This window comes from Rothia sp. HSID18067 (assembly GCF_003989445.1).
Classification (GTDB): domain Bacteria; phylum Actinomycetota; class Actinomycetes; order Actinomycetales; family Micrococcaceae; genus Rothia; species Rothia aeria.
Genome location: NZ_RBMF01000001.1, coordinates 432,153 through 446,010, shown reverse-complemented (window position 1 = coordinate 446,010; position 13,858 = coordinate 432,153). Strand labels below are relative to the sequence as shown.

Sequence of the window (13,858 nt, the reverse complement as noted above, 5' to 3'; positions counted from 1 at the left end):
TAACAATTTAGTTTTCGGTACCCGCACTAAGCAGCCCCTGCAGGGCCGACCAGCGCGGGTCTAACGCCTCGTGATGATGCCCTGGGTTCTCCTCCAGGCGCGCTCCGCACTCGGAGCACAGACCCTGGCATGTTTCCCTGCATACGGGCTGGAACGGCAGCTGAAGGATCACTGCGTCCCGCAGTGCCGGTTCGAGGTCAAGCGTTTCTCCCTCAACGGCGTACTGCTCATCCACTTCGTCTTCGGGGCCGCCCTCAGGGGCCTTCTCGAACACGAAAAGCTCTTGAATGTCGGCCGACATTTCATAATCAATCGGATCCAGACACAGGCTACACTCGCCGTGTACATCCACAACGGCGTCGCCGGTAACTAGAATACCATCTACCACAGACTCTAACCGAACATTCATATCAATATCGGTACCCTCAGGAACGCCAATAAGCGCATTTCCTAAATCAGCCGGTGCGGGAACAACCTCGGCAAATGTTTCCGAAGTACCCGGGCGATGCATCAGGTTAGTCACCGAGAGCACCAGCTCAGACGAGTCTTTACGTGAAATGACGTATCTCCTTATGAAATGTATAAACCAAAATCTCAGTCTATAGCGTGCGCAAGCACAATGCAAGATAACACACTGTTTATGAGACCTTAACCATACGATCCGGGCGTGTCTAGGCGTTTGAGCCGCCCTGCAAGCCGCGCCTCAAGAGAGTGAGTCCGACCCGGATCGCTGTCATTGTGCCCTTTGCGGGTCCCCTACCACAGGTACATTAATGCCGCTGCGCAAGAGCGTGGGCTACTACCTGCGGAACAAACGGACGCACATCCCCTCCCAACGAGGCAACCTCACGAATAATCGTGGACGACACCCCACCGTAGCGGTCTTCTCCCGCCAAGAAAACGGTCTCCACCTTCGATAAATGCCGGTTCATACTCGCCATTGGGGCCTCATACCCATAATCGGTACCCGAGCGCAGACCCTTCACTAAGGCGCTGGCGCCACGTTGAGCCGCGTACTCCGCCAAGAGCACCCCGGTTGGGATAATCTCAACGTTCACCCCTTCAATACCAAGTTCCGCTAAAGAATCCGTGACCAGCCACACGCGTTCCTGAAGGCTAAAAAGGTACTTCTTCGAATGGTTATGGGCAACACCCACCACTACCTCATCGAAAAGCGAAGCGGCACGCGCAATAATCTCAAGGTGCCCATTATGAACAGGATCAAATGACCCGGGGCAAATCACCAGCATCTAGTTCTCCTTCTCAGCTATACCCAGCTCAGGCTCTGCACTCAGCTCTGCGGCATCTGGTTCAAGATAATACACTGCCGTCTCCCCGTGATTTTTGGCTGCAAACCGGCGCACGCTCTTGGGCCATACCGGCTCACTATCACGTGCGGAACGCTCCACCACCACAATGGCGCCCTCGGCGAGGTGAGGGGCGATCTGCTGCAGATCCTCCACCACCTGCTCATTCGGCAGCGCATACGGAGGATCCACGAACACAACATCCCACACGTCTAAAGCCCCCAACAGGTAGGTGCGCGCGCTTGAATGCCGCACCTTCACCTGCGGGTTCAGCCCACTCACAGAGCACGCCCGCACCACCGCATCCACGTTGCGCTGTATGGTTCGCACCGCCTTCAGGTACTTATCGACAATCTCAACAGAGGCGGCACCCCGCGACGCGGCTTCACAGCCTAACGCCCCCGAGCCGCCATACACATCAAGCACACGCGCACCCTCAAGCACCCCGTAGCTTTCCAGCTTAGAAAATAGTGACTCTTTCACCCTGTCGGTCGTCGGGCGAGTAGTATCACCCGGCACAGAGGCAAGGCGTAAGCCGCCCGCAGCCCCCGCAATAATGCGGCTCATTTTCTCTTCGGTCCCTTCCCTCACCGGTGCGGCAGATGCCTCTAGCCCCTGCCTAAAAACGCCTCGCGGTCAGCGTCCAAGGCGCGGTCAATAGTACGCGCCAGATTCGGGTGCTTTGCCAGCGTCGGATCATCTGCCACAATACCCCGTGCATCTTCACGGGCGCGCTCAATAATTTTCGCATCTGTAAGCGCACGCAGGAATTTTAATGTGCTTTTACGTCCCGACTGTGCGGCCCCCAGAATATCGCCTTCACGCCGCTGCTGCAGGTCGATGCGGGACAGCTCAAAACCGTCCGTAGTGCCCGCCACCGCGTCAAGACGTTCACGAGAAATACCGTCTGCTTCCTGACGGGTCACCAGCAGGCAGGTGCCTGCCGCCCCGCCGCGCCCCACACGGCCGCGCAGCTGATGCAGCCCCGAAATACCAAAGCGGTCGGCATCCATAATAATCATGAGCGTAGCATTTGGCACGTTCACGCCCACCTCAATGACGGTGGTGCTAATAAGAAGGTCAATCTCTGCCCGCTCAAATGCAGTCATCACGCGAGTTTTCTCGGCAGCGTCCATCCGCCCGTGCAGGGTACCGATGCGCACTCCCGAAAGCGCCGGGACATCTTGCAGGTAGGCGTTCATGGCTGTGACCGATGTCAGCCTGATCTTTCCATCCGAGCTTTTAGCTCCTTCACGCCCGCCATCGCCAAATAGCTGCACCCCTTCTTCGGTGTCATCACCATCATCACCGATTTTGGGCACCACCACATACACCTGGTGCCCAGCGTCAATCTCCTCCCGAGCTCGGCTCCACAGGCGGGAAGCCCACCCCGGTTTTTCGGCGAGGGGAACCACATGCGTAGAAATCTTCTGCCGCCCGGCAGGCAGCTGGTCCAATACCGACACGTCCAAATCACCGAAAACGGTCATCGCCACGGTACGCGGTATGGGGGTGGCTGTCATCACCAGCCGATGCGGCAATTCCCCGTGGGGACCGCGCAGGCCATCACGCTGTTCCACACCGAAACGGTGCTGCTCATCCACCACCACTAAACCTAGATCGTTGAACTCGACTCCTTCAGAAAGCAGCGCATGCGTACCAATCACAATCTGGGCGGTACCGTCTGCAAGTTCGGCCAGTACCTCTTTTTTACGTTTAGCAGACATGGAGGCCGTTAAAAGCCGTACCCGAACCTGAGGCCCGTCACCGGTGTGATCCGTGACCGTATCGGGGGTATCAATGCCGGGGATTGTTCCGGTATCAGCCATAGCCCCTAAAACATCAAGTACAGACCGCAGATGCTGTTCAGCCAGCACCTCGGTAGGGGCCAGCATGGCAGATTGTCCACCGGTATCGGCTACCTGAAGCATGGCCCGCAGGGCCACCACGGTTTTACCGGAACCAACATCACCCTGTAATAGGCGGTTCATTGGCGAAGAACCGCCAAGATCGGCGGCGATCTGCTCCCCCACAGCCTGCTGTCCGGCGGTGAGCTGATAGGGAAGAACCTCCAGCAGGCGATCCGCCAGCCCGCCCGGTACAGCAGCACGGGCAACAGTGCTGTGAGCAGCACGGGCAGCCTGCAGCCTGGCCAACGCAACCTGAAGTACGAACGCCTCACGGTAACGCATCTGCTGCTGCGCTGCGTACTGGGTGGCTTCACTATCCGGTGTGTGCAAAGCACGGTAGGTCCACTCCAGCGAAGGAATTTTACGGGCACGCCGTAGTTTGAACGGCACGGGATCTTCCAGTTCTTTCAACGGCACAGCTTCTAAGAGCTGGGTAATGTAGGAAGCAATCCGGTCGGTAGGCAGCTTCACCGGGGCACGGTACACGGGAATAGGGGCGCCCGCTTTCTCTTGGGCTGCATCCACCGCCTCATCACTTTCGGAAAGCACCGCATAGTGCGGGTTTGTGAGGGTGTATTCACCACGATAGGTACCGACTTTACCCGAGAACATCACGTGGTCGCCTTCGTGGATATCACGTGCGGCGGTCCATGCATTAAAAAATGAGAGTTTCATCGTTGACCCTACGGGTGAGGAACCCGCAGGAACACCAAAAAGACTTTGAGACTGCCCGTAAGAATCCGCGTACCCCGAGTATGAGGCACCATTGGCGGCAAGCCCCGCCACACGCGGGTTGGTGCCCCCGTACGACAGGCGGCTGGGCTGATGCGCCCGTCCGTTTACGGCGGCATAACGCCCTGTGGCTCCGCCCGGCTCGCCGCCAGCGAGAGTATCGGTAATGGTGACCTCAGTAATACGCCCTCGGCGTGCCGCCATGGTACGAGTACTCACATTCAGCACCCGAGCAATAATTGTGACTTCCTGCCCCTCGACCAGCTCGGCAAACGAGCTGAGTTCACCGCGCGGTAAGTATTTACGGGGGAAATACTCCAGCAGTTCCCCCACTGTCCCCAGCCCCAAATGGGTTTTTACGGCCCGCACGGCCGAGTCAGGAAGGTACTTTTTTAAGGGTGCGTTCTCAACGCGGTCTTCGGTGTTATAGCGGTTGAGGGCACGTTTTTTCGCCTGCCCATTTTCTGTATTTTTATTCCCCTTAATGGTTTTCTGTGCTTCTGCGGTCGGGGTACCTACGGGCGTATTCCCGGATGTCTTCCTCTTCGCTTCACCGGCGGCGGGTTTACGCTTTGCGGTGGCGGCTCCTTGCTCCGCCGCCCGAGAATCAGCCTGCTGCTCTTTTCCCCGGACCCGCCGGGCAGCGGTATCGGGGGCACCTGAACTGCCGGATTGGCGGGCGGCTACGGGCTTCTTCCCGTTCTTCTGCTTATTATTCTTTTGCCTCGCCCGTGTCTTTACTGCCTTCGCTTGTGGTGCGGGGGCCACCGGGTTCCTCTCAGCGTGTTGCGGGCGAGCCTCTAAAGCAATATCCACCAGTTCGTACAGTTCCGCCGGATCCATTGCCCCAGCGGCTTCTCCTAAAGATTTTGTGAGTGAGGCAAGAGCCGCTTGATACTGTGGCGAGCGGCGGCGTTCTACTGTTTCTTGGAGCGCCGCTAAAGTGGTTTCATGGCGCGCGTATGCGGCTAAATCCTGCACGGTCAACAGCGGGTTATGAGCTACTTCGGCATCTGTGAGCACACCCTCAGGTATATCCCCCGCAGCATGGTGGTTAGCGTCTGGCTCTGTGATTTGTTGGGGGCGAGTGGTTTTGATCCCCCTACGGGTGCCCTTTGTGTGGTGCGCGGCTTCCTGTTGCGTCTCGGTCTCCTGCTGAACAGATGACTTCCCCCGACTCGCATTTTTATTCGACTTGTCCCCGCGTGTTGAGGCCGCTGCGCCGTCAGCATGGGTATCTTTACGCTGAGTGGCAGCATTGCGTGGGCGCGAAGGTTTACGGGCAAACTCCCCCCAGAGCGCACCCGAATCAAGCCCGTCAAACAGGCTGGGTGCAGACGTCGAAGGTTTCGGGGAGTCACCTTCACCGGTGCCGTGCCCTGAGTTCATCGCCTGCCCTCCCCTCAGCTTGCACACGCTCTCTCATCCAGCCGCAGGCCAGGGCCTTCCCCACCCCGCGTTTACCTGGCACGCACCGCATCATACCGGCATCGTGCGCATTATTAGATTAATTGTACGGTAAATAACACCATATTAGTACATATATTCAGGTGCGGCGTGCCTCTGAACCGCGAACACACGTATTCTCACACCGCTCAATCTGCGGCACACGCACTATCAGCAGGCCCCTCACGCAAAGACGACACCCGCTCCTCACGCAGCATACCGTGCCGGGCAATTGCTGCGCGAGCATCATCAAGCGAAAACACGTGCACATGCAGGCTCCACATCCCCGCAGAAACATCCAACGGGGTTAACAATAGCGAATCGCCCAGCTGCTCAAGTTCCGATCGTATCTGCGCCACCGCCACAGGGTCAGCATCCACCGTACCCATCAGCTCCCACTCGGGAACTCGCGCGCTCGCAGCAGTGCTATCTCCGCGTCGTTCCTGAAGGTGACGTGAAGGCATAGCGGGCGGCACCAGCATACGCTCAATCTGGGCATCGTCCAACCTGCTGGTACGCCACCGCGAGTTCGTGTGCACCACCGTCAGGTAAAGCCCAAGGGCGCCCGCATCCACTGTCCCCTTCAGCTCCGGGGCGGGCGGATGCTCTGCGGTTCCTTCCAACGCCCGCAGCACGCTAGTGCGCCGGTACTCTGAACGATTTAGCATATCCTGCAGTTCACTACCGGGCCGGTAGTGGAACCGATAGTCCGCCACTGCGAGCATTACTGCCCCCATAGTGCTGCGCATGAGCGAGGCATCGGGCACGCTCTGACGCACCCGTTGCGCCGCAGCGCTGAGAGCAAACGCCTCACGATAAGAGCTCTCACGTATCTCTGCGGCAGGTGCTTCCTCATACTGTTGGTGTAACGCCGAGAACACGGGAATCTGCACTACCTCCGACTCGTCCATATCCTCGGTGAGGTGTCCCGGTAAACCCCAGTAGCTCCGTACCGCTTCCAAAGCCCAGGTACACAGCAGGGTGCCCGAGTTGCCCCTAGCTGACCGGTAAGCCTGCATAATAGCCCGCTCATATAACTGGCCTATCCGCAGGTTAAGTGCCGCCGCATCCGCTGGTTTGGGTTCTTTCTGCAGCACCTCATATTCTGCGTCGAATGCTTCTTTGAGGGCGGTGAGCGTTACGGTCAGATTTGACCCGGTGTCCTTATCCGGTACGGGGAACGCATTCAGGCTATTCAACCCGTCACGGTACTTCCGGGCTTGTGCGCACGCTGCGTCTACCCAACCGATACCGAACGTAAACTCGGTTTTAGGCGCGTTATCACCTAACACAAACACTCCTTACACGCTGAGGCACCTCACTCCATTCTAAGCCCCGGCCCCGCAGCCATGTTTAGGCCCTCCCTCGGCACGTTTAGATGCGCTCGCGTTAGAGGGGCTGATAATGTTCCCAACCGCGTGCTTGTGCCTGCCGCTGACCCAGCAGCACCCGCGGCTGCTGCCCTTCGGGAACCAGGCACGACCCCAGAGCCACAAACCCCTCCGGTAATAGTGCCCCGGAAGGGAAACATGCCAGCAGTCCGTGGTCTTCTCCCCCACCAAGTACGCATTCCTGTGCCAAGCTCACGTAACTGTCTGCGTCCTCATTGCGCGGCTGCCCGTGCAGGATTGCCTGTGCCAGCGGTACCAGGGGCTTGGACAGGGCCTCAATAGCCTCTGCTGATAAGGAAATATCTACCGCAGAGGCATATGCTATACGCTCTGCATCTTTAAGAAGTCCATCAGAAACATCAAGCATGGCAGTAGCCCCCGCCCGTGCGGCGAGCACACCGGCGGGTACGGGCGAGGTGGGCCGCAGCTGGGCTGTTAGGGCGCGCTGTACCGCATTGTCATCGCAGCGCGGGCGCTTACCCGTTGTTTGTTTGGTAGTAATGTCCGCAAGGTAAGGGTTGTGGGATTGGAGCAGAAGCCGTAAACCGGCATCAGCCCACCCCACCTGTCCAGCAAAAGCAACGGTGTCTCCTGCTTGAGCGCCCGAACGCAGCACCGGTTTGGGAGTATTCGGGTGCATCCTCCCCATCGCGGTGATACTCACCGTAATATCGTTGGAGGTTCCCAGGTCTCCACCGCTGACAGTACACGAATGTGCCCCACAGGCTACGATACTGTCGCTGATCCCCCGGGCGAAGTCCTCCACCCACCCGTAGGTAGTGTGGGCAGGCATGCTCAATGAGACAACAAGGGTTACCGGTTCTGCCCCCATAGCCGCAATATCTGCAAGGTTCTGGGTGGCCGCTTTATACCCCACCTCGTACCCTCCGCTAGATAGCCCGGCGGGCCACGGGTCCAGAAAATCTTCGCCCTCCACCAGGGTATCGGTGGTGAGCACCGTGGGGGTGGGGCTACCAGCGAAAACCGCGCAATCGTCACCGGGACCCACCAGCAAAGGATCCTCAGCGCCCTGTTGATGCTGATGGTCTTTTACAGCAGCATTATGGTTCTCAATAATGGGCAAAAAAGCACGCAAAATACGAGACTCCCCCAAGGCGGCAGCGGTAGTATCCCGCAAAGGATGTTCCTGCCGTTGAGAAGAATCCCGTATTGTGCGCGCGTTTTTTTGAAGGCTCACGCGAGTATAATACCCGTCTACCGTACGCGGTAGAAGTGACGGATAGCGAAACCAATAATGGCGATAGCTAACAGGCTAAAGACGACCAGCGGGATCGCACCATAGGGGCCTGAGTTATTGCTGTTATCAACAGCCGCCTGGTTATTGGAGCTTGACGAGTTCGACTTTGAGGGCTGCTGACTTGACGGCTCAGCCGAAGTGCTGCCGCTGCTGGATGAACGCGAAGTGTTCGAAGGAGTCGAACCAGTGGGCCGGGAATCAGCCGTTCCCGTCACGCTCGGAGTCAACCGCAGGCCACCGTTCTCTCCCTGAGACAGGTACCCGGCCACCCAGTCAGCCGCACCGGGGATAGCCTCCTGGGAACCACTATTAGCCCCGATGCGCCCCAAGGTGGTAACGCCGTTCGGCAGCAGCTCACCGCGAGGGTCCTCGGTCGGAGTGTTAGGCACAGGCGCGGGGCTGGGGCTGGGCGCTGGCGCAGGAGTCGGCTCCGGCGCAGGCGCGGGTGCAGGAACAGGGACCGGCTCAGCGGTTGGTGCCGGGACAGGAACCGGTGTCGGCTCCACGACAGGAGGCGTCGGCACGGGAGTAACCGTCGGGTCCGGAACCGGAGTAGGATCCACCGGCGGAGTCGGCACAGGATCCGTCGGTACCGGCTCTGGAGTGGGTGTCGGGTCCGGCGTAGGCGTCGGGTCAGGTGTTGGGGTGGGATCCGGAGTCGGAGTCGGCACCTCAGGGGTCGGGGTGGGTTCCGGCGTGGGCTCCTCAGGCGTAGGGGTAGGATCCTGAGTCGGCTCTGGCGCGGGAGTCTCCGGGCTAGGCGTGGGAACCTCGGGTGTGGGTGTCGGCTCCGGCGTAGGCGTCGGGTCAGGTGTTGGGGTGGGATCCGGGGTTGGAGTGGGCTCAGGCGTTGGCGTAGGAGCCGGGGTCTGATTCTGCTCGGGACTCGGAGTTGGAGTCGGCGCCTCAGGGGTCGGCGTAGGATCCGGTGTAGGAGTAGGTGTCGCATCCGGAGTCGGAGTGGGCTCAGGCGTTGGCGTAGGAGCCGGGGTCTGATTCTGCTCGGGACTCGGAGTCGGTACCTCAGGGGTAGGGGTGGGGTCCGGCGTAGGGGTAGGCGTCGGCTGCTGAGGGGCAGGTGTCGGTGTAGGAGCCGGGGTCGGGTTCTGCTGAGCAGGCGCAGGAGTCTGATCCTGTGCCGGAGCAGGGGTTACCTGCTGGTTATTACCACCCTGATTATTACCGTCCTGAGCGGGGGCAGGGGTCGGGGTAACGTTCTGGGCAGGCTGCTGCGGTGCAGGGGTTGCCTGCTGATCCGGTGTAGGAGTCGGAGTATTATTAACCGCTGCACCAGTATCGTTAGCCGCCGCACCCGTAGCAGCAGGCTGCGGGGTTGGAGTTACCTGCGGGGTGGGAGTAGGCGTTGCCTGCTGAGCTGCTTCAGGCGTGGGGGTAGCATTATTAGCCGCGGGGGTGTTCTTCGCGGGGGTTGCCTGCGCGTTCGGCGTGGCATCTGCAACGGGCTGCTCACCGGTCTGTGCAGCCGCAGGTTGGGCAGGGGCAAAGGATGGCGGGGCCTGAACCTCCTCCATACCGGCATTCACATTATTAGGAGTTCCGGTGGCATTATCAGTTGGTGCTTGAGTGAGAGCGACTGCGGGGTGCACAGGCTGCGGGGTGTGCACTAGTGCAGCCCCGGGCAGAGACACAGCGGCAGGGAGTCCCCCGACCGTCAGTAAGGCGGTCGCTACACCAGCTGATACCACCTTGTGGTTTTTATTTCCCAAAAGGTCATCCTTATATGTTTTTGAGTGAACATGAATGTGCCCCAAAAGTAAGGGTGCTTCTAAATATTAGCGAATATTCCCAGGAATTTCTTCCCGTAACAAGCTTTATAACAAAATCATAACAGGTAAGTTTAACCACTCAAACATTAAGGCGCAGCTTCAGGTTCATGTTCTCATAAAATATTTCCTGCAGCTTCCCTGCCCTTCAGCCTTCCCCACACAGCCCGGTTAATACCGGGTAATACGGTAGAATGAAGGGTGTGAAACAGCTATCTCAGCCCGCACGCACACACCGCCTCCTTCGCACCCTCAGCAGGTCTTTTACTGCATGTGGGTGCATATTTTTTCTGAGTGGCTGTGGCGCCGGGACAGTCAGTCTAGAGCCCGCACCGGATGCCGCGAACCCGGTGTGTGCATACGCACTAGTGGCAATGCCAGAGACCCTCACCGGATTCCCCCAGCGGGAAACCACGGCACAAGCCACCACGGCTTGGGGAGATCCCGCAACAATTGTTCTCAAGTGCGGCGTGTCGGCCTCCGAACCTGTCTCGGATCCCTGTGTTGAGGTAAACGGTATTGACTGGATTCTGCGCCCCCAAGAGGCTGAATCAGACCCTGCGAAAGCTGCCAGTGCCACCGCTAGCTCGCATAATACGACGCCTGCAAACAGCGCCTCCTCCACAGCTTCTCAAAAGACTGGCACGAGCACCCCAGCCCCGGTGAGGACCTCCAACGTTCAGCGGTCGGGCGGAGTGTGGACAGCTACCACATACGGCCGTACCCCGGCTATTGAGGTGACGTTCGATGCTGACAAGGTACCTTCATCTACTTTACTGACCAGCCTGAGTTCAGCTGTGAAGCAGGTTCCCGCTCAGAAGAAATGCACCAACCTCAACGAAGTCCCCGGCGGCCATTAGTGCATATAAATCCGTTTTTTGTCTAATAGTATGCACGACCCACCGGTATACTCGACAGCCTTAACTTTCCTTAAACCTACCGGCTATCGAATTATAGCTCTCCCGCACTATTACGACTTTATAGCGGAATTTATAGCACTATTTAAGCAGTCGTGATGGGGCTTATACACCCGGCTTGAGGTTCGCTATCATATTTTATTTCTCCATCACATATAACTGAATACTTATTTATATATAGGGTATAAAAACACCCAATCTGCTGGTTTTATTCAACAGATTGGGTGTTTTTTAGAGACGGCCTCTTCGCTAGCTATTAGCGTTACTTCTTTACGATAGCGCTATAGCGGTGAATGAACGCGGCCATTGCATCACGGTGAATAGGCTCACCCGGACGGTAAGTACCGTCAGACCAGCCTTTCGTAATACCCTGCTGCTTCAGCCAAGTAATCTCCTGATAGAAAGCATCACCATTCTGCACATCGTTAAACGGTGAGTTCACCGGAGCCGTATACCCCGGAGCACCAGCATAACGATAGAAGAACGCCGCCATCGCATCACGATTCACCGGATCATGCGGACGGAACGTACCATCCCAATAACCGGTAGTAATACCCCTCTGATGCATCCACACAATCTCCTTATAGAACGGGAACGACGGATCCACATCCTTAAACGGAGACTCCTTCGGTAAAGTTACCTCGGGTGAGCCAGCCATACGGTAGAAGTATGCAGCCATCGCAGCACGCTCAACATTCTGACCAGGACGGAACGTACCATCCGGGTAGCCGGTAGTGATGTTCTGAGAACCCAGCCACTGAATCTCAGCGTAGAATGCCGTATTCTGGTTCACGTCCTTGTAGAGAGGAGTATCAGGAATCGGCTTAAAGTCGGGCTTCTGATCCGCAGGTTTGACGGTCAGCGGGGTTTCCGCATGCATCCCGGCCTCAGCCGAGACGGTGGCAGCTACAGCCACGTATTTCTTGGAGGCGTCCAGTTTGCTACCGGGAATGTTCAGCGTCACTGAGAAACGACCATCGTTAATGTCAGAAGCGTTGATAAGCTTCTCATCCACAATTGACTCACCCGTGGGTTTGCCCGAAGCGTCAGCCTCGTACACCCCTACACGCACACCCTTTGAGGTGATATGACCGTAGAAGCCGCTGCCGTTTACCTGCAGCTCGTTATTGTCAGCTGCCGCATCAAGCTCGGTCTTGGACGCCTGAATCTTGGGGTCCGCCTGCTTCGTGGGAGTGGTGGGGGTGCCCTTGGGGTAGGTGACCTCGTTCGTGGACTTGGTGGGGGTTACCTGAGCGGTCTCTGCGGGGGCGCAGGTGTCCTTATCCTGGTTACCGCCAGCAGCTTCAACGTTCACATCCAGAGTGAGCGAGCGGATAGGATCCTTACGGTTGCCTGAACCAGTCAGCAGGGTAATGCTGTGCGTGGAGCCAGCGGTCCACTGCTCCGGTACTGAAATGGTGGTCGAGAAGTTGCCCTCAGCGTCAGCATCCACAAAGATGTGTCCCTTACCCTCAACGGGGGTAGCACCGCCATCGAACTTCACGGCAATCTTGGAGGGCCCGCCTTCCTTATCTTTGAATGCCTTACCGGTGATGGTCAGTTTGCCTTTCTCCTGCACAACCTTCTGCACAGAAGCGGTAGCACCGTCATCAGCGGCGGCGGTAACCTGTTCACCCTGGTCCGGTTTAGCGGCGGGTTTCTCGGTCACGGTGGTGTTAATCTTCACCAGCGAATTGGCATTAATTGAGGTCTCTGCACCGTCCTTGCCCTTGGGCTCGGTTGTGGATTCGCGGTACTGCCCAGTCTTCGGATCAATGGTGTAGTCGGTCTTAATACCCTCAGCATAGGCATCACGCGTGACAGCATAAGCGGTGCCCTCGGGGGTGACCAGCACATCATTAGCGCCGTTCTTACCGGCATTCACCTCAGCAGATACGGTACCGGTGCGGGCGTCAATGACGCCCACCTTGCCGGTGGCGAAATCGGTGGCGTACACCAGGTCGTTTTTCTCATCGGCGGTAATGGACAGGGTCTGCTTACCGAACTGGATGCTCTTCTTGTACTCACCAGTGTTCAAGTCATAGACGGTTACCCCGGCGTTGCCTTTAGATACACCGCTCTGGCGATCCATCTCGCCCTGGGAGGAGACATAAATCTCCTGCAGGGACTTATCAATGGTCACATCCGAGGGGCGCAGAGCTGCACTATCCACATCCTTGTGCAGGGTGATAGTCTTCTCGTTCTCCAATGTGCCGGTGTTAATCACATTCAACGTGCCAGCGCCCATAGCCGGGACATAAAGCTTACCGCCGGATGAATCAAGTTCCATATTCATGGCGATATCCTCTTCACCATTATTGGTGAACGCAATCTTCTTGATAACCTCGTGGGTCTTCAAGTCGAAGACGGTCACGCCACCGGAGCCCGAAACGAAGGCCCGGCCTGAGGCGGCATCGACCTTAACTTCGCGCGGATGCTTCACAGCACCCTCAGAAGGGTTAGCCTCGTTATAGCTGCTCCACACCAGCTGCTTGGTGTTAATGTCATACACAGAAACTGCATTAATACGGGTCTGAGTCACCCAGATGGTGCCGTTAGCCTCGTCCACTGCGATACCGTAAGGAGCCGCCACCTGCTTACCGGTGGGGGCGTTAGCGCCGCGCGGGGTGAAATCCACGGTGGAGGGCTGAAGCACCTGGGTCAGGCTGGGGCCTGCAGCGCTTTCATTCCACACACCAATACCGCCGGTCAAAATCGGGGGACGGCCATTAGCGAACGTGGTGTACAGGTTACCGTTCGAATACGCCAGCTGATATTCACCGGGAAGGCCCTGGTAGCTGGTTGCGGTAGCGGCAACGTGTCGGCAAGAACCGTTGTTCTCAGCAGCTGCCGCAGGAGGATTCTCAGCCGCGAACGATGCGGGAACAGCCGCGAAAGAAGCAGCGATGATAGAGACGGCGCCTGCAGATGCCAGAAGTTTATGCATAGGGCTCTTGTGAGAATAAGTCATTATTCATCCTCAATGATATGTAATGTGAGTAATTCCCCTTTTCCAACCACGGAGAAGGGTTCAGAACCGGCTATTAGACACACATAGTGTTTAGCCTAGACTTATCAGCCGGTGTCTCCATGCTACCACTCAGGCAAGGCTA

General features: G+C 57.7%; 9 protein-coding genes. 1 reads left to right on the top strand and 8 read right to left on the bottom strand.

Annotated features, from left to right (window positions below; genetic code table 11):
• Positions 1-7: 7 nt before the first annotated feature.
• From D8M23_RS02010 to D8M23_RS11855, 7 genes are all read right to left on the bottom strand, one after another.
• Positions 8-511 carry a YceD family protein gene (locus D8M23_RS02010; protein WP_174234612.1) on the bottom strand — a complete coding sequence of 168 codons (504 nt, stop codon included), beginning with the start codon at positions 509-511 and terminating at the stop codon, positions 8-10.
• 259 nt (positions 512-770) lie between these two features.
• Positions 771-1,250, bottom strand: a complete 480-nt coding sequence (gene coaD / locus D8M23_RS02005) for a pantetheine-phosphate adenylyltransferase (protein WP_126853402.1) — start codon at positions 1,248-1,250, stop codon at positions 771-773.
• Positions 1,251-1,874: an RsmD family RNA methyltransferase gene (locus tag D8M23_RS02000; protein ID WP_126853400.1), complete on the bottom strand. Its 624-nt coding sequence runs from the start codon at positions 1,872-1,874 to the stop codon at positions 1,251-1,253.
• Between the two features lie 41 nt (positions 1,875-1,915).
• Positions 1,916-5,338: an ATP-dependent DNA helicase RecG gene (locus D8M23_RS01995; RefSeq protein ID WP_126853398.1), complete on the bottom strand. Its 3,423-nt coding sequence runs from the start codon at positions 5,336-5,338 to the stop codon at positions 1,916-1,918.
• A gap of 206 nt (positions 5,339-5,544) precedes the next feature.
• Positions 5,545-6,687, bottom strand: coding sequence for a kinase (locus D8M23_RS01990; RefSeq protein WP_126853396.1), 1,143 nt, complete (start codon positions 6,685-6,687; stop codon positions 5,545-5,547).
• 97 nt (positions 6,688-6,784) lie between these two features.
• Positions 6,785-7,984, bottom strand: coding sequence for a thiamine-phosphate kinase (locus tag D8M23_RS01985; protein WP_126853394.1), 1,200 nt, complete (start codon positions 7,982-7,984; stop codon positions 6,785-6,787).
• 17 nt (positions 7,985-8,001) lie between these two features.
• Positions 8,002-9,771 carry a hypothetical protein gene (locus D8M23_RS11855; protein WP_193976819.1) on the bottom strand — a complete coding sequence of 590 codons (1,770 nt, stop codon included), beginning with the start codon at positions 9,769-9,771 and terminating at the stop codon, positions 8,002-8,004.
• Positions 9,772-10,109: 338 nt separating this feature from the next.
• Here D8M23_RS11855 and D8M23_RS01975 point away from each other — a divergent pair, with 338 nt between their 5' ends.
• On the top strand, positions 10,110-10,688 hold the full coding sequence (locus tag D8M23_RS01975; protein ID WP_039955116.1) for a DUF3515 family protein: 579 nt from the start codon (positions 10,110-10,112) through the stop codon (positions 10,686-10,688).
• 319 nt (positions 10,689-11,007) lie between these two features.
• On the opposite strand, the gene D8M23_RS12020 is transcribed toward D8M23_RS01975, so the two are convergent.
• Entirely contained in the window at positions 11,008-13,716 is a 2,709-nt protein-coding gene (locus tag D8M23_RS12020; RefSeq protein WP_238693730.1) for an S-layer homology domain-containing protein, read from the bottom strand.
• Positions 13,717-13,858 lie beyond the last annotated feature (142 nt).